This is a genomic window from Gemmatimonadota bacterium, assembly GCA_026387915.1.
Lineage (GTDB): Bacteria > Gemmatimonadota > Gemmatimonadetes > Gemmatimonadales > Gemmatimonadaceae > Fen-1231.
In genome coordinates this window covers 316606-335550 of record JAPLKS010000017.1, presented here as the reverse complement: position 1 = coordinate 335550, position 18945 = coordinate 316606, and the positions used below count along the sequence as shown (strand labels likewise).

General features: G+C 64.6%; 7 protein-coding genes. 5 read left to right on the top strand and 2 right to left on the bottom strand.

Annotation, left to right across the window (positions count from 1 at the left end):
• Positions 1-64: 64 nt before the first annotated feature.
• A complete protein-coding gene (locus NTZ43_11180; GenBank protein ID MCX5767774.1) occupies positions 65-2143 on the top strand; it encodes a methyl-accepting chemotaxis protein in 2079 nt (692 codons plus the stop codon).
• 194 nt (positions 2144-2337) lie between these two features.
• Entirely contained in the window at positions 2338-4989 is a 2652-nt protein-coding gene (gene mgtA / locus NTZ43_11175) for a magnesium-translocating P-type ATPase (GenBank protein MCX5767773.1), read from the top strand.
• A 90-nt stretch (positions 4990-5079) separates the two neighbouring features.
• On the opposite strand, the gene NTZ43_11170 is transcribed toward mgtA, so the two are convergent.
• Positions 5080-7146, bottom strand: coding sequence for a PAS domain S-box protein (locus NTZ43_11170; protein ID MCX5767772.1), 2067 nt, complete (start codon positions 7144-7146; stop codon positions 5080-5082).
• 224 nt (positions 7147-7370) lie between these two features.
• Positions 7371-10790 (bottom strand): PDZ domain-containing protein, encoded by a 3420-nt coding sequence (locus tag NTZ43_11165; protein MCX5767771.1) that lies wholly within the window; start codon positions 10788-10790, stop codon positions 7371-7373.
• Between the two features lie 249 nt (positions 10791-11039).
• On the opposite strand from NTZ43_11165, the gene NTZ43_11160 reads away from it, so the two are divergent.
• The 3 genes from NTZ43_11160 to NTZ43_11150 are packed head-to-tail and all read left to right on the top strand — an operon-like array spanning position 11040 to position 18934.
• Positions 11040-14324, top strand: coding sequence for a glycosyl hydrolase (locus tag NTZ43_11160; protein ID MCX5767770.1), 3285 nt, complete (start codon positions 11040-11042; stop codon positions 14322-14324).
• Positions 14325-14351: 27 nt separating this feature from the next.
• Positions 14352-16424 (top strand): PAS domain S-box protein, encoded by a 2073-nt coding sequence (locus tag NTZ43_11155; protein MCX5767769.1) that lies wholly within the window; start codon positions 14352-14354, stop codon positions 16422-16424.
• Entirely contained in the window at positions 16421-18934 is a 2514-nt protein-coding gene (locus NTZ43_11150; protein ID MCX5767768.1) for an ATP-binding protein, read from the top strand. The genes NTZ43_11155 and NTZ43_11150 overlap by 4 nt, the downstream gene beginning before the upstream one ends.
• Positions 18935-18945 lie beyond the last annotated feature (11 nt).

Genomic DNA, 18945 nt, shown 5'->3' with positions numbered 1-18945 from the left:
TCAACGCATCCGCCGACCACGACCAGTAATGAACGCCGGGGCCTGCGGCAGAGGAGAATTGCACATGCAGTGGTTTCTGGATCTCCCGATTTCACGCAAGCTACTCGGCTCGTTTTTGGTGCTCGCCACAGTCGCCGTGGCGACGGGCCTGCTCGGCGTGCGCGGCATCAAAGCCGTGAGCGCCGCCGATGACCTGGTTGAGTCCAAGGTCACGCAGCCGATGAACGACCTCGCCTCACTGGCCAAGCTGCAACAGCGCTCGCGCATCAATGTGCGCGACCTTCTGCTTCCCGGCACTCCCGAGGACGACTCGAGATTCAAGGCTAATCACGAGGCCATCGCCAAGGAAATGGACAGCTTGAATGCGGTGTTCAAAGCCACCTTGATCACGCCGGCGGGAATTGAACAGTTCGCAGAGTACGAGAAGGCGCTGCTGATCAGCCGCAAAACAGAGTTGGAGGTCATCGCGCTGGCCGAAGCAAAGAAGGATCTCGAAGGGATCGCCCTGATGCGCGGCCGCGGGATAGGAGAACAGAAAGCCACTGAAACCGCCATCGACAAACTCCGCGCCTCCAAGCTCGCGGTGGGCAAACAGTACGCAAAGGATGGCGAAGCGGCGGCCACTCAGGCCGAATATTTCATGGCCGGTGCCATCGCGATCGCCTTCATTGCTTCTATTCTCATCGCGTTGTTCATCTCCCGCATCATCGCGGGCGGCATCGCGGAAGTGTCCGAGCGCTCCGAAGCCCTGCGCAGCCGACTGATTGCCGGCCTGACGCGGCTCGGCGACGGACTCGCGCACGGGGACCTCTCGCAAACAGTGAACGAGACGGTCGAGCCGCTGAAGGTCAAGTCAAAGGATGAGATGGGGTCGTTGGCCGTCACGGTCAACGAGATCATCGACGACTCGCAGCACCTCGCGACCTCGTTTGGCGAGGCCACGTTGCGCCTGCGCAACGTGATTACCGAAACGAACCGACTCATCGCAGAAGCCAACGCCGGCCGCCTGACCGTGCGCGCCGATGCCACGCAGCACGAAGGCGTGTACCGCGAAATGCTCGAAGGCACCAATAAGATGCTCGACACCCTCGCGCGTCCATTACAGGAAACCTCGGCCGTCCTCGGCCGGATCGCGGCCAAGGATCTCACGGCAACGCTCGAGGGCGATTACCGGAACGATCTTGCGGACCTCAAGGAAGCGGTCAACCAGGCGGTCGCCAACCTTGACGTGACGATGTCGGAAGTGGCGTCGGGCGCTGAGCAGGTGGCGGCCGCGTCATCGCAGGTGGCCACGGGGAGCCAGTCGTTGGCACAGGGGACGTCGCGTCAGGCCAGCGCGCTCGAAGAAGTGTCGTCGAGTCTCGCCGAAGTGGCGTCGATGAGCCGCTCCAACGCGGCCAACGCCAAGGAAGCCCAGACGATCGCCGATGGCGGGCGCGCCAGCGCCCACAACGGCGTGGAAGGGATGCGCAAACTGACGGAGGCCATGCACCGCATCAAGGGCGCATCGGACGCCACAGCAAAGATTGTAAAAACGATCGACGAGATCGCGTTCCAGACGAACCTCTTGGCGCTCAACGCGGCCGTGGAAGCCGCCCGGGCTGGCGATGCCGGCAAGGGGTTCGCGGTGGTCGCCGAAGAAGTGCGGAGCCTGGCCATGCGTTCGGCCGAGGCCGCTAAGAGCACGTCGGCACTCATTGAGGAGGCGGTTCAGAGCACGGCCACCGGTGTGGCGTTGAACGAAACGGTCCTCAGCGCGCTGAATGACATCGACAAGCAGGTGAACCGCTTGGGTGAGATGATGGCGGAGATTTCCGCCGCGAGCGCGGAACAGACGCAGGGTGTGGATCACATCAGCAAGGCGGTGGGTGACATCAGCCAGCTGACGCAGGAAGCGGCGGCCAACTCCGAGGAATCGGCGGCGGCGTCGGAAGAAATGAGTGCCCAGGCTGCGCAGTTGCAGTCGGTGGTGGGCGAGTTCACGCTGGCATCGTCGCAGGGGAAGAAGCCGGCGCAGGTTCGTCAGGCCGCGCCTCGCCGCAATGCGGCGCAGCCGGCCTCGACGGCTCCGAAGGCGAAGCCACGGGCGCAGGTGGCCACCGCGTTTGCGGCGGCCGATGCTGAGGCGCTCTCCTCGTTCTGAGGTCCGCGCAGGAATCGCTGCACTGACGCAAGATGCGGGACGCGCTGGGTTAGCAGCGACGTCGGCCCCCGTACTCGGAAGAGTACGGGGGCCGACGAGCTAGCGGGCGGTGACCGCGAACTGCGACGGCAGCACGGTTACGTGATTGCGACGTATGCAACGCACGAACGGTGGCAAACTATGTACAATACGGGATGACGAGTATTGGGTCACTTCTGCCCGGCACGCCTGCGCGGAGCGCCGCACCGTCCGGCGATACGCTGCGGCCTTTTGCGTTTCAGTCGGCCGATGACGTGCTCGCCACGCTGGAGAGCCGACGCGCGGGGTTGTCGCCCGACGAAGTCGAACAGCGGCGCGCCCAGTTCGGCCACAACGAAGTGGCGCACGAGAAGCCGCCGTCGTGGTTCGCGCAGTTCTGGCATGCCCTAGCCACGCCGTTCACGCTCGTGCTGCTGGCACTCGCCGGTGTCTCGTGGGCAACCGGTGACCGCGACGCGGCGCTGATTATTGGATCGATGGTCGCCCTCGCCACCATTCTGCGCTTCGCTCAGGAATATCGCTCCAACAAGGCTGCGCTCACGTTGCGCGCGATGGTGCGCACGAGCGCCCTCGTGGAGCGCGAGGAAGTGGACGACGAAGGGGTCTCCAAGGGATCCAAGCGCGTCGAGATGCCGATTGAGGAGTTGGTTCCCGGTGACATTGTGCACCTTGCCGCTGGTGACATGATTCCGGCCGACGTGCGGTTGCTTTCGGCCAAGGACGTGTTCGTCAGTCAGTCCGCCCTCACCGGCGAGGCACTCCCGGTCGAAAAGAGCGACGTGCCTCCCACGGACCTCACCGGCGCGGTCACCGATCTCCCGACGCTGTGCTTAATGGGGACGAGCGTGATCAGCGGAGCCGCCGTTGCCGTCGTGGTGAATACTGGTGGGCGCACCACATTTGGATCGATGGCGCGCGGACTCGTGGGGCAGCGCGTCACCACGGCCTTTGACATTGGCGTCAACAAGGTGAGTTGGCTGCTGATCAAGTTCATGGCGGTGATGGTGCCCATTGTGTTCGTGATCAATGGGCTCACCAAGGGGAACTGGCTTGAGGCGTTCTTGTTCGGCATGGCGGTGGCGGTGGGGCTTACGCCAGAGCTGTTACCGATGATTGTCACCGCCAATCTCGCGAAGGGCGCGGTGGCGATGTCCAAGCGCAAAACGATCGTCAAGCGTCTCAACGCCATTCAGAACTTTGGCGCGATGGACGTGCTCTGTACCGATAAAACGGGCACGCTGACGCAGGACCACATCATCCTCGAGCAGCACCTCAACGTGGTGGGCGAGGAGGATGACTCCGTCCTCGACCTCGCCTACCTCAACAGCTACTACCAAACCGGCCTCCGCAACCTGCTCGACGTGGCCATTCTCGAGCACGGCGAACTGCACGACATCCTCGGCGTCGACAACGTCTGGAAAAAGGTGGACGAGATTCCGTTCGACTTCGTGCGCCGGCGGATGAGTGTGGTGTTGGATCGAAACCGCGAAGTGCACGAGCTCATCTGCAAGGGCGCCGTCGAGGAGATTATTGGGTGCTGCACGCAGGTCCGCGACGAAGACCGCATTGAACCGCTCGACGCCGACGCGATTGAAGCGGCCAAGGAAGTCGCGCGGGAACTGAATGAAGACGGCCTTCGTGTGGTGGCGGTGGCGTACCGCGAGTTCCCGACGCGGCAGCATCCGTTCACGGTGGCCGACGAGTGTGAAATGATCCTCGCCGGCTTCATTGCCTTTCTCGACCCGCCGAAGGAATCCGCACGACCGGCGCTCGAAGCACTCCGCAAGAGCGGCGTGCGCGTGAAGATTCTCACCGGCGACAACGATGCGGTGACGGTCAAGATCTGCCACGACGTGGGGCTCGAGGCGGGCGAGGTGGTGCTCGGCACCGTAGTCAGCGCCACAAGCGATGTGGAACTGGAAGCGCTCGCCGATCGCACGACCGTCTTTGCGAAACTCTCGCCGCAGGATAAAACGCGCATTGTGCAAGCGCTACGGCGACGCGGTCACACCGTGGGATTCCTCGGCGACGGCATCAACGACGCCGGCGCGTTACGCGAAGCCGATGTCGGTATTTCCGTGGACACGGCCGTGGACATTGCCAAAGAATCGGCCGATATCATTCTGCTCGAAAAGAGTCTGATGGTGCTGGAGGAAGGCGTCATCGAGGGGCGCAAAACGTTCGGCAACACCATCAAGTACATCAAGATGGCGGCGAGTTCGAACTTCGGAAATGTGTTTAGCGTACTCGCGGCGAGTGCGTTCCTCCCATTTCTGCCGATGCTCCCCGTGCAGATGCTCACGCAGAACCTGCTCTATGATTTTTCGCAGGTGGCCATTCCCTGGGATGACCTCGACCCCGAGTATCTCGACGTTCCGCGCCAATGGAAAGCGGATGACATTGGGCGCTTCATGTTGTTTGTGGGGCCCATCAGTTCGGTATTTGACATCGCCACGTTCCTGTGCCTCTGGTACGTGTTCGGTGCGGACGGCCTCGAGCACGCGTCGTTGTTCCAAGCAGGGTGGTTCATTGAAGGGCTGCTCTCGCAGACACTGATCGTGCACATGATCCGCACGGAGAAAGTGCCCTTCCTCCAGAGCCGAGCGAGTTGGCCCGTGTTGGTGATGACCGCGCTCGTGATGACGGCGGGAATCGCGATTCCGTATCTCCCGCTCGGCGCGAAGCTCGGCTTTGAGCCGCCACCTGGGTTGTACTTTCTCTTCCTCGGCATGGTGCTTGGCTGCTATCTGATGCTCACGCAGATCGTAAAGCGCTGGTATCTGAAGAAGTTCAGGACCTGGCTCTAGGGCGCACCGACGTGGCACGCGTGGCACGCGTGGCACGCGTGGCTGGCGTTGCGCGCGAGCCGGAGCCACCGCCCACCGCGCCCACCGTTGCTAGGTTCGCGCCGCCACGATCCCCGAGATCGCCGAGATCAGGTCGAACGGCCGATACGGCTTGAGCAATACGTGGTGCGCGCGTAGGCGCTCCGTGGAGAGCATGGCAGCGCTGTCATAGCCCGTAGTCAGTAGCACGGTTGCCTGCGGATAGCGCGCCTGTAGCGCCGCCGCCAGTTCCACGCCGTTCATCTCCCCCGGCAGAATGAGGTCGGTGAACAGCACGTCGATGGCGACGTCGGTTTCGTGCGAGAGCTTCAGCGCGGCCATCGCGTCGGATGCCTCGAGCACACGGAAGTTGGCCTCGCGGAGCAGGCGCGCCGCCATATGCCGCAGGGCAGGCTCATCCTCCACGAGCAGCACCACCTCGCCGTGGCCGCGCATCGTCGGTTCCTTCTGCGCGGCCGCAGAGCCCTCGGAAAGCGACTGCGGGAACCAGAGCCGGAAGGTGGTGCCTTGGCCGAGTTCGCTCTCGACCGTCGCCGCGCCACCGTGCTGCTTGATCTCCGATGCGACCATCGCGAGCCCGAGCCCAGTACCATGTTCCGCCGATTTCGTGGTGTAGAACGGCTCAAAAATGTGCGGAAGGACGTCGGGCGCAATCCCCGCGCCGCTGTCGATGACGCTGACACACACCCAGTCGTGCAACGCTCCTTCCGGGCCGAGCGACGGTGGCGGCAGCGGAGAGACCGCGACGACGACGCGCAGGACGCCCCCCTCCGGCATTGCGTCGCGCGCGTTGAGCGCGAGGTTGAGCACCATCTGGTCAATGAGCCCGGCGTCGCCGTGCACGATGCAGGGGCCATGCGCGTTGACATCGACGCGGATGCGTTCGCCGAGCATGCGTCCGAGGAGCCGCGTGAGGGCCCGCATCGTTTCGGCGACGTCCACCTTCGCGCGCACCATGGCGCGCTTGCGCGAGAACGCCAGCAGGTGACGCGTCACGCTGGCCGCGCGCTCGGAGCTCGCGGCGATGTCGTCGATGAGGGACCGCGCGTCCTCCGAGAGGGTCTCGTCCTCCTGCAGCATGGACGCGCTGCCTATGATCACGGACAGCAGGTTGTTGAAATCGTGGGCGATGCCGCCCGTCATGTGACCGATCGCCTCCATCTTCTGCGCCTGCATCAGCTGTTCATACAGCCGGGAGCGCTCGGCGTCCGCCGCCAGCCGGTCGCTGACGTCGCGGGCGATGATCGTCAGCAGCGGCACGCCGTCGACGATCACGCTGGAGATGGACGCGGTGAGGAAGAAGCGCTCCCCGTTCGCTCGCAGCGCAGGAACCGCCTCCTCCTCGCCGCACATTCGGCGGACGGCGTTATCCGCCGAGAACTGACCGAGCCGCTCGTGATGTCGCGCCCGCGAACTCTCGGGGATGAAGCGCTCCAGCGACTGGCCGATCACGTCACTTGCCGCGCACGCGAAGATGCGTTCGGCCGCAGCATTGAACAGGAGAATTCTGCCGGAACGGTCGGTGGAGACAATCGCGTCGAGCGCCGTGTCAACGAGTGCGCGATAACGGGCAAGGCTCGCCGTGAGTTCGCGCTGGCTCTCCTGCGCCTCGGTGACGTCGCGGAGCACACCGTACATGCGAAGCGGCGTGCCGTCCGGCCGAACGACCTCGACAGCGTCGCCCTCGACCCATCGAACGGTTCCATCGGTGCGGGTGATGCGGAAAAGCTTGGTGCTCGCGCGGGCGTCGAACCGTCCCGCGTCCGACGGCTCGCCGACTGCGGCGGCCTCGAAATCGCGGCGGATATTGGCGGCCTGCATTTCGCGATCATCCGGGTGCGTCATCGCGAGATAGTCGGCGCCACGTCCGGTGAACTCGCCGCGCGAAATGCCGTAGATGCGCAGCATCTCGTCGTTCCAGACGGTCTCGTCGGTTACGGCGTCCCAGTCCCAGAACCCGAGCCCCGCGAGCTGGTGAGCCTGTTGCAGGCGCGCGCGCGAGAGCTCGCGGGCCGCCTCGTGGCCAAAACCGTCTGCGGTCAGTACGCGCCAGTCGCCCGGACCAGCATGGCGGTCGTCGTCGTGGCGTTTCGTCACCGGCTCGCGCGGCACCGTCATCTGCGGTAATCCAGTTCGTGCGCTCCATCGGGCGCGTGGAATGCCGAGGGGGGGGGGACTCGGCCGGACAATCGCAAGAAACTACGACGTCGCCAACTGACGCGCCGTCAGCGGAAACCCGTCCGCGGGTAGAGGCTTCCCCGACGCGCCAGCGGCGACGGGCGATGTGAGAACGGGGGCGCCGCATGCTGCGTCGCCCCCGTCTCACATTACGCGGCCAACGACTACGGCAGCGGCTTCACCCGCTTGCCCCACGTCGGCGATGCCGGCTCCTTGGTGGCGCGTTGCACCGGCTTCGCTGCCAACTGCTTGAGCGCTTCCTGAATGGCACGTTCGAGCTGCGGGTCGCGTCCGGCCGCCATATCCTTGGGCCAGTTCTCTACGTCAATATCTGGTGCCTGCCCGACATTCTCGACGTCCCACTTGTCGTCGCGCCGGAAGAAGCCGCCACGCGGTGCGATCATTGAGCCGCCGTCAATGAAGCCTGGTGTGTCGGCCGTGTGCACAAGGCCGCCCCACGTGCGCTTACCAACCAGCGTGCCGATCTTGCGGTTGTGGAACATCCAGGGCATGAGGTCGCCGCCGGAGCCCGCCATTTCGTTGATAATCATCACCTTCGGGCCCCAGATGCCGGCCGCCGGACTCGTGAACGGCATACGGTCACCGGCCACGTTGTTGAAGTAGCCGTCAAAGTCGCGCTGCAGTACGTCAATGATGTAATCGGCCGCCTGTCCGCCGCCGTTGAAGCGTTCGTCAATCACCGCGCCTTTGCGATCCTGCTGAGCGAAGTAGTAGCGATTGAAGCTCGTGTAGCCCGGCTGACCGGTGTTGGGCAGATAGACGTACGCGAGTTGTCCCTTGGAGAGCGAGTCCACCACGCGACGATTGTGTTCCACCCACGCGCGGGTGCGGAGCCCCTGATCGTTGGCGATCGGCACCACGGTCACACGACGCGCGCCCTCGAGCTGCGGCTTGTCGTTGAGACTCAGCACCACCTGACGATTCGCGGTGCCATCGAGCAGACGATAGATGTTATCCGGCGTCTTGAGCTCTTCGCCATTCACGGCCACGATGTAATCACCAACCTTTGCATCGAGCCCCGGTTCGCCGAGCGGCGCGCGGAGGTCGGGGTTCCAGCTTTCGGCATCGAAAATCTTGCTGATGCGGTAACGCCCCTGCTCAATGGTGAGATCGGCGCCCAACTGTCCGCCCGTGGACGCTGGCACGTCGGGCATATCGCCGCCACGCACGTACGAGTGACCGACGGCGATTTCCGAGCCCATCATATCAAGCAGATAATTGAGATCGGCGCGGTGGTTTACGAATGGCAACAGCTGACCGTAGAGTTGCTTCATACGCGGCCAGTCGGAGCCGTGCATGTTCGGCACGTACAAATAGTCGCGCTGGTTGCGCCACCCTTCATTGAAGATTTGCGCAAACTCGAGTTTGGGATCGATCTGCGCGCGCAGCGAGGCGTTGAGACGTCCAGCGCCCGCCTGCGGCGGCGTACGGTCGGCGTCGACGATAAACAGATTGGCACCGCCCCCCGCCCCGCCCGCAGCGGCACCGCGGCCACCGCCGCCGCCACCACCGCGATACAACAGTTTGTGCCCGTCGAGACTCACGTCATAGTCGGCAACGCCGGACACGAACGCCGTCGCGCGCCGATCACGCAGCTGATACCGGTGGAGGGTGTTCCCCGCCCCGCCTGCACCGCCACGTCCGCCACCACCACCGGCGGTGCCAGAGGCCGGCGTCGGTTCGAGGAAGTACACCGTGCCGGCAGCACCGGCCTTGAGGCGAGTGTATTGACGTTCGGCGATCCCCGGTACGGCGAGAATGCGATTGCTGATGCCGTCAAAGTCGATGTCCACCGTCACCGCCGCGCTCCGCGGCGTGGCCGGACGTTCGGCAGCGGTAGCGGCAGCGTCCGGTGCTGCGGCGCCCGCACCGGCGCCGCGTCCACCGCGTCCACCGGCTGCGCCACCCGCGGCGGCCGCAGGGGCGCCGATTTCTTCATCGCTTTCTGGCCCGAAGGGCGTCGTTTCGTTCTTCTTGAGCAGCGTCACGTAGAGCGCGAAGTTCTCCTCGTGATCGTAGTTCGACATGTCGAGCCACTGCGACTTGAGAGCGAAGTCGGTCGACGCGAAGAACCACAGATACTTGCCGCTCGCATCCCACGCGGGCCACGTCGCATCGGCGAGCCCGTCGGTGACCTGCTTGGCCTGCCCCGACTCGGCGTTCACTACCACGACCGCCTTGTACAACGAGTTCAGGTGCTTCACATACGCAATCCAACGCGAGTCCGGGCTCCACACCGGGTTCATGGTGCGCGACGGCACCATCCACGGATCTTCACCGACAATCTTCGCTTGGCCCGACGCCACGTCGAGCACCCAGAGTTTGAGGTCAGTGTCGGTGTAGAGGAGCTTCTTGCCGTCGGGGCTCCACGCTGGTGTGTAGTAGTGCTTGTGGTTCGGCAGCTTGATGATGCGAGGCGGCGAGATGCCGTCCTGCGGCTCAATCACCAGCTCGTACTCGCCCGACTTGTCGGAGAAGTACGAGATGAATTTGCCGTCGGGGCTCCACGCCGGATCGCGTTCGGCGGAACCGCTGGAGTTGGTGAGATTGCGCGCATCCCCCTTCTCCGCGGGAATGCTGAAGACTTCGCCCCGCGCTTCCACCGCGGCGCGCTTGCCCGTGGGGGAGATGGCCATCGCCGAAATGCGCGACGAGAGATCTTTCCACTCCGCCATCATCCACGGAAAGTCGCCATTCACGGTGATGTTCACGATGTGCTGCTTCCCCGTCTTGGGGTCGAGCTCGTGTACATAACCGCCCTGCTCAAACACCACCACGCCCGCGCCGGCGTCGAGCATCTTGACGTCGTAGTCGGCGAAATCGGTTTCCTGCTTCAGCTTTTTGGCCTTGGTGTCGTACGCCCACACATTGGCGACGCCGTCACGGTCCGAGATGAAATGCACGACATCCCCAACCCACGCCGGCTCCATGTCCTTGGAGTCCGTCCAGGGCGGCGACTCAAGTTCGAGTGACTTGAGGTCCACAATCCAGATGGGACGGTTCTTGCCGCCACGATAGTTGCGGCGTTCTTCGTCCCACGAGTTGTTCATGCGGTAGGCCACGCGCTTGCCGTCCGGCGAGATGCGCCCTTGGAAGGCGCGATTCATCGGGAGCGCTTCTTCTGGCCCGCCAGCGACGCTCACCGTGAAAAAGCGCGGTGCCGCCGTCGGCCCGTTCGTTTCGCGCGCGGAGGCAAAGAGCACCTTGGTGCCGTCGGGCGTCCACCCCTGCACGATATCGGCGGCGGTGTGCCAGGTGAGGCGCTTGGGCGTGCCACCATCAACGGCCACAACGTAGACGTCGGTGTTGCCATTGTAGGAGCCGCTGAAGGCCACCCACTTGCCGTCGGGGCTCAGCTTGGGATTCTCGGTCGTGCCCTGAAAGCTGGTGAGTCGACGAGCGAGCCCGCCGGCGCGCGGCACGGTCCAGATGTTCTGCGCGTAAGCAAAGGCAATGTGGTCGGCGCTCACGGACGGGCTGCGCAACATCCGCGTTTGGGCGGACAGCGCTGGGGTGAGCACCGCGACCGCCGCGAGGGCGAGGAACGGGCGCAAACGTAGCATCGGAGGACGGGGCAAGAGGTTCTGGGTGCGAACACGAGTGGAATGGGAAGCTCGCACGACGTCCCTATAGCATCGCGCCAGCCGCTCCCCACGGCTAGGGGGATTGACCGCGCCTGTCGGCGAAACCCCGACACTTGTACGCATGCCGCCGCCGAACCTCTCTGGGGGAGCGCATCCCGTCGCGTCTCATTGGTGTGGCCCGTACATTCCTATACCGAATCGACCGCGCTCCTCGGACCAATCGAACCCATGAATGCTCGTCTCCAGACACGGATCGCCGTAGCGGCCCTCGCCTGCTCCCTGAGCAGCACCATCGCCATGGCTCAGCGTCCGAAAGCTGCGGCCGCTTCCACCGCCGCTTCCACCGCGCCCTCCACCAGCTACTCGGCCGCGCTCTACACCGATCCCGGCGCGACCGCGTCGCGATTTAAGGCCATGCGCTGGCGCTTAGTAGGACCGTTCCGCGGCGGGCGTTCCGTCGCGGTGGCCGGCGATCCCTCCGATGCCCGCGTGTTCTGGTTTGGTGCCGTGAACGGTGGCGTTTGGAAGACCGCCAACGGCGGGCAAACGTGGCGCAACGTGACCGACGGACGCAGTGACATTTCGTCGGTGGGAGCGGTCACGCTCGCTCCGTCGGATCACAACGTCATCTATGTGGGGACCGGTGAGGCGCAGTTGCGCGAAGATCTCACCTACGGCACCGGCGTGTATCGCTCCACCGACGGCGGTGAGCATTGGCAGCATCTCGGACTCGGCGACACGCAGCACATCTCGAAGATCGTGGTGGATCCGCGTGACCCAGAGCGCGTGTTCGTGGCCGCGATGGGACATGCTTTTGGCCCCAACGCGGAGCGCGGCATCTTCCGCAGCGCCGACGGCGGCCGTCATTGGTCGAAGGTGCTGTTCCTGAATGACTCCACCGGCGCCATTGACCTTGCCATGGATCCCGGTAACCCGCGCATTTTGTATGCGTCAATGTGGAAGTTTCAGCGCACGCCGTGGGGGATGAACGCAGGGGCCGGACGCAGTGGCCTCTGGAAAAGCCTTGACGGTGGCGACACGTGGAGCGAACTGAGCTTCAATGCCGGCATCCCGCGCACGCCGCTCGGTAAAATCGGCATCGCGGTTTCGCCGACGCGGCCGCAGCGCCTCTGGGCCAGCATCGAAGCGCCGGATTCCGCAGGCGGCGTGTTCCGCTCCGACAACGGTGGCGCCACGTGGGAGCGGACGAGCGGCGATCAAAAGTGGGCGGTCCGCCCCTTCTATTACTCTGCGCTGACTGCCGACCCGGTGGACGAGAACACCGTCTACATCATGAACCTGCAGGTGTGGCGTTCGGTGGACGGCGGGCACGCCTTCTCGCAGGTGCGCGTGCCGCATGGCGACACCCACCAGTTGTGGATTGACCCCAAGGACCCCAAGCGGATGATCAACGCCAACGACGGGGGCGCGACCATCTCGTACGATGGCGGCACGTCGTGGTCTACGCAGCAGAACCAACCGACCGCGCAGTTTTATCACGTCACCACCGATCAGCAGTTTCCCTATCGCGTGTACGGCGCGCAGCAGGACAACTCGACCGTCTCGATTGCGAGCCGCAGTGATGACGGCGCCATTGGGATCCGTGATTTCTTTTCTGTGGCCGGCTGCGAGAATGCGACGATTGCCGTCGATCCGCGCGACCCGAACGTGACGTACGGCGGCTGCTACACCGGCATTCTCACGCGCAACGACCGTGCGACGCGACAGGATCGCGACGTGTCGGTGTGGCTCTCCAACTACGATGGGTGGGCCGCGCGCGACGTGCCCTATCGTTTTCAGTGGACGTTCCCGATTTTGCTCTCTCCGCATGACCCGAGCACGCTCTACGCGACCTCGCAGTTTGTGCACCGTTCCACCAACGAGGGCGCCAGCTGGGAGAAGATCTCGCCCGACCTCACGCGCCACGACGCCGCGACGCTCGGGCGTTCCGGTGGCCCGATTCACGGCGACATGACGGGCACGGAGTGGTATGCCACCATCTACGCGTTCGCAGAATCGCCGCGCCGCAAGGGCGTGCTCTGGGCCGGCAGTGACGACGGCCTGGTGAACATCTCCACCGATGCCGGCGCGCACTGGACGAACGTCACGCCGCGCGCCTATGGCGCGTTTACGCGCACGGCGGGCATTGAACCCTCGCACTTTGACGCGGCCACGGCGTATGTCGCGGCCAACCGGTATCAGCAGGACGACTTCCACGCGTACATCTGGAAGACCACGGACGAAGGACGCAACTGGACATCCATCAGCACCGGACTCCCGAACGGCGCGTATGTGCGTACCGTGCGCGAAGACCCCGTGCGACGGGGCCTGCTGTACGCGGGCACCGAGACGGGCGTGTATGTGTCGCTCGACGACGGGGCGCACTGGGAGCCACTGCAGCTCAACCTGCCGCGCGTCAGCGTGCGCGATCTCGCCGTGCACGGTCACGATCTCGTGGCCGCAACGCACGGGCGCGCGTTCTGGATTCTCGACGACATTTCGTCGCTCCGTCAAATGGCGGACAGCGTAACTACGGCGCGTGCGCATCTCTTTCAGCCGGCACCGGCCCTGCGATGGGTGACCGGCGGCGGACAGAGCGCCACCGAAGGGGAAAACCCGCGCGGCGGCGCGACGATTGACTACTGGCTCAAGGACACGCCAAAGGACAAGGTGCACCTACAGTTCCTCGACGCTTCGGGGACGGTGATCCGCACGTACGACAGCGAACTACCCCCCGTTGACTCTGTGAGCGCGCGGGCCGATTCCGCGACGCGCGCCACGTTGGCCGCACGAGGCGATTCCCTCGCCTTTGACGCCGCCGACTCTGTGGTGAGTGCGCGCGCGGGTAGCAATCGCTTCTCCTGGAACCTGCGGTATCCTGGCGCGACTGCGCTCAAAAACACCGTCCTCGACGAAGGGACGCTCGACGGACCGATGGCGCCGCCAGGCACGTATCGCGTGCGACTCATCGTGGGCGCGGATTCGCTGGTGCGAACCTTCGCCGTCGTGGCCGATCCGCGGGTGAAGACGACCGCCGCCGACCTCATCGCACAGTTTCAGGCCGCGCTCCGTGTGCGGAACAAGATCACCGAGTTGGCGGAGTCGGTGGGCCGCATCGAGGACACGCAGTCACAGATTGACGCGCGCGTCGAGCAGAGCAAGGATCAGGGATTCGCCAAGCGCGTCGCGGACGCGGCCACGCCATTGCGCGTGCGTTTCGAAGCGCTGCGCGACGAACTCACAGAAGTCAGCTGTCACGTGGACCAGTGCACGCTGGATCAGCCCATTCGCCTCTACAACATGCTGATCTCGCTCAACGCGCAGATTCAGTCGGGCGACTACGGTCCGACGAAGCAGCACGGTGACGTGTCCGTAGAGCTGGCGACCAAGGTTGGCGCGGTGCTCCAGCGCCTGCAACAGCTTGAGAATGCAGAACTGGCGGCGTTCAACAAACTGCTGCAGGACGTGGGGCTTCCGCCCATCTACCAGCGACCCCGCAAGACTATTCTATAGGAAACAACGGACCTTCTCATGCTGGCGGTGCCGCCCCCCCAGGCCGACTGCACTCGTGCGGATCCGCGCGATGCACACTGGCGCGCGACCGACTCCGTCGCCGTCCTGCTTGGGTTGCTCTATGTGGGATGGGTCGCGTTCGGCTGGAGGGGAAGCGAACAGACCGGCGTCATCGATAGCATACCCCACGTCTTGGTGGGCCTCGGCGTTGGCGCGCTCCAGTGGCGCATGGGCGCCATGCGAGATAACCTGCGCGAGCGCCTTGCGTGGCGACTCCTCGCCGTCGCGTCAGTTACGCGGATGCTCGCCGTCGCGTCGCTGGGGCAGATGCTGGCCCGACACTTCTGGCAGGCGTCACTCACGTTTGGCACGTTCACGACCCCCGCGTGGATCATCGCACTCACGTGGATATTCCAATTTTCCGGAATCACGGCGCTGCTCGTGTTTCCCGCCGCCGCGTGGCGCCGCGCTGACCGCCCGCGATTCGCCATCGATGCCGCCATTGTGACCGGTGGATTGGTGATGTGGGCGGTCGCGGCGAACACCTACCTGAGTACGCCCACTGAACCTCTGAACGACCTATCCGTCGTCGCGGGCGATGCGCTGTCGGTCGTCTTCGCTGCCGTCCTCTACCTCCGGAGCGGATCGGCACTCACGCGAGACGTCGCGGTCGCGTTGCTCGCGGCACACGTCCTTCAGCTCGTGCCGGAACTATGGCACGCGTCTCCAGCCGTCGCGTCCCATGCGCCGGCGGGCATCGTCTCCGGCATTTGGTGCGCCTCATGGGCCATCCGATGGGTTTCGGCCCGGTGGTCGCTCTACCTCCTCGCCACATCGCCGCAGAGCGCCGCGGGGGATGAGCGTGGGTATCGTAGCGGATTTCTTCCCACGGCGCTCGTGGCTGCGGCCCCCGTCGGGATGCTGTACGCGCTCGCGTCGCCAGGGCGAGCGGACGACGTCGTATTTCTGTATAGCAGCGTGGGACTGGCCATCTTGGTGGTCGCGAGGCAAGTCGTGGAACTGCAAGAGCACGATCGACTGCTCCGCAAGCAGGAGGACGAACACCACTGGTTCAGCGCGGTACTCCAGCACGCATATGACGTGCTCGCGCTCGTGGACAACGAGGGTCGTGTCGTCTACGCCAGCCCAGCCACCGCACAGTTTCTTGGCGCGAAGTCCACCGACGCAGCGTCGTCATTCTCGGACCTCCTGCACCCTGACGATCGGACAAAATTTGTGGCCATTCTTCAGTCGCCACATTTCGAACCGATCGAGCGAACCGTGCGTATGCGCGCATCAAACGGTGAATGGCGGGAGGCCGCGCTACGACTGCGCGACCTGCGCCACGAACCGAACGTCGGCGCGGTGGTCATCAACGGGCATGACGTGTCGCGTGAATTGCAAATGGCGACGCAACTGCGTGCGTCACGCGACGTCGAAGCACTCGGAGTTTTTGCCGGCGGCCTCGCGCACGATCTCAATAATTTCCTGATGGTGATTGCGTCGCATGTGGAACTGCTCATCAACGATCTTCCCGCCGCACGACGGGAGGCGCACGCCGACCTAATGGCCATCGGGACAGCGGCCCGGAGAGCGAACGTGCTCACGAGCGGACTCCTGAGCCTCAGCCGTCGTAAAGCGGTCCAACGCGAAGTGGTGAACATCGAGCAGTTCCTGCGCGAACGTATCACCCGGCTCGGCGCGGCCGTCGATGTCACCAGCGGCATAGACCGCCTTGGGGTCCGATCGGATGTGCCGTCGCTCCGCAACGCACTGGATGCGGTCCTCAACGATCAGGTGGCGCAACACGGACCGCTCGTTCCGTTTGTCGTGTCGATTGATGCGGTTGAGCTTGGTGGCGCGCACGCCGAATCACTGAACCTCGCGGCGGGGCCCTACGTGGCGGTGCGCATTGCCACGTCGTCGGCACACACACTCGAAGTGACCGGCCCATCCACGGGCAACTGGGAGAACGCACCAGACGATCTCAGCACGGTGCTGGTGCACGCCGCCGTGCGCGAAGCGGGCGGAGCCATCGAGGCCAAGAGCCGCGCGAACGGATCGAGTGTGACGCTCTTCCTGCCGAGTGCCGCGCGATGAACGGCTCCACCACCGCCTCGGCGCGGACACCGTCAGCTGGGTTTTCGCTGACGTTGGGCGACCAAGCATTCCTCGCCTTCGCCGCCTTGTATCTTCTGGCGTTGCGGATGATGGCGGTTCTGCCGCCTGTCGCGCGGGACATCGTGAACGTTGCGTTCTTTGGCGCGGCCGTGTTCACGATCGTCGCCCAATGGCAGAACGCGGACGATCCCAACCTCGATCCGGCCACGCGCCGCGTCTGGCAGTGGCTCGCGGCGGCGTCTGGGATGCTCTTCGTCAGTGGTGGCACGTGGACCACGTGGGCGGCTCTCCATCATCAGGCGGTAACGCCCGAGTGGAGCGATTGGCTCGCCCTCGCATATGTGCCCTTTGCGATCGTGGGGTATCGCTTGGTCCCGCGGGATCCGCGCGTGTCTGCGCGCGATCCGCGCGTCTTGCTCGACATTGCATTGCTTGTCGTCGGCGGCGTAACCCTCTCGTGGCACTTTTCCGTTCGCCTGCTGCTCGAGCGCACGAATGTACCGATCCGTGCGGTGGACGTCGTCAATATCATCGGCGACTGGGCGGTCTACCTCGGCGCCGCCGCCGCGCTTATCCGATCACGCAGCCGAATCTTACGCACCGCCATATCGATTAATCTCGCCGCCCATCTGTTTGCCACACTTTCCGACTACGCCTGGGTCAATGCCACGGCGTATCGCCCCGGCGATGCCATCGACGCCTTTTGGTTCGGGACGTGGGTGCTCCGATGGGCCGCCGCACGACATCAGTGGCACGCCGGTCGGCGTCCGAGGGTCGGGAACGGTGAGCGGTGGGATGGCACGTACCGCAGTGGCATCGCGCCGACGTTGGTGGTGGCATTCACCTACACACTGCTGGTGAAGGTCGTCCTGACGGGTGACGCGGATACGCGCGGCATCATCATTGTGGCGACGCTGCTCACGCTGCTCCTCCTCGTTCGCCAGCGCGCGGAACTCACGGCAAACCAAAGCCTGTCGCAAACCCATGTCGCCCTGACGAGGCGTTTCCAGACCTTACTCGCCAATGCAAGCGACTACATCATCGTCATCGATCCGCAACTCCGGCTTCGTTGGGTGAGCCCGTCACTCGGGTTTCTCTCCGCGGCCGAACGCGTCGCGCCGTTTGCCGACCTCGTGCATCCCGACGATCGCGCGTTCACGCTGCGCTGGCTCGTCCATTCTGAGTCCGACGAGCGCGCGCCGTCTCGGCAGTGCCGAGTGCGCGGCGCCGACGGGTGGATGGAGGTCGAACTACGGGTCGAAGACCGCCGCAATGATCCCAGCGTCGGCGGCTTTGTCATCAACGGGCGCGACCTCGCGGCCGAACACGCGTTGGAAGGGCGGCTCCGACACGCTGCCAAGCTCACGACGCTCCACGATATTGCGGGACGCATTGCGCACGCCTTCAACAACCTGCTGGCGATGATCTCTGGGCACGCCGAGTTGCTCGCGACCGACCTCGCCGACGATCCGAGCGCGAGCGCCGACATTGCAGCCATACGAGCAGCGGCTGATCGCGGCGCGGGAATCACGCGCCAGCTCCTCGGCTTCACTGGCTCGCATGTCATTCAGGCGGTGCAGCTTCCCGTGACCGCGACCATCGACGCGCTCGCGCCCGCGCTCGTGCGAACCCTTCCCCAAAACATCAGACTCGATCTCGCGCTGAACGCCCCTGACGCCCACGTGCTGTTCGATCGGTCACAGTTCGAGCAGGTCTTGCTCAACCTCGTCATCAACGCACGCGACGCCATGCCCAAGGGGGGCGTGATCCGAATTGCTGCGGTCGCTGAACTGTTTGACGCCGATCGCGACGTGGTCGTGATTCGCGTGCACGACGACGGGACTGGTATTCCGGCGGAGTCGCTGCATCACATCTTCGAACCATTCTTCACGACGAAGGCCCCCGGAATGGGCACCGGGCTCGGTCTCGCGATGGTCGACACAATTGTGCGGCGCGCGAGCGGGCGTGTGGCCGTAGAAAGCACCGAGGGCCGTGGCACCACCGTTTCGCTGCACCTGCCACGCACGACTGCCCCCGCGCAGACTATTCTGGAGGCTCCGACGGCGCCGTCCGCCGCCCCCCGCCGCGGGACGGTTCTGCTCGTGGACGACGAAACGGGTGTCCGTCGCGTCAGCCGACGTATGCTCGAGCGCGCCGGCTATGCGGTCATCGAAGCGGGGGGCGGAGCCGAAGCCATTGCGCTCGCCGCGCAGCCGGAGCTCGCGATCGACATTCTGGTGACCGACATGATGATGCCCGATGTGTCGGGCCACGACGTGATTGAGCGCTTCGTGACGTTGCGACCCGCCACGCCGATCATCGTCGTGACCGGCTTTGCGGCTGAGGGGATCGATCAGTCACCGCTGGATCCGGCCGTGAAAGCGATTCTCGCCAAGCCGTTCAACGCCAAGAACTTCATTCGTATCGTGAGTGCCGCTCTAACCGGAAAAGACGAACCGTCCGACCACGAGCGGTCGGACGGTTCGTAGGCGCCGCGCGC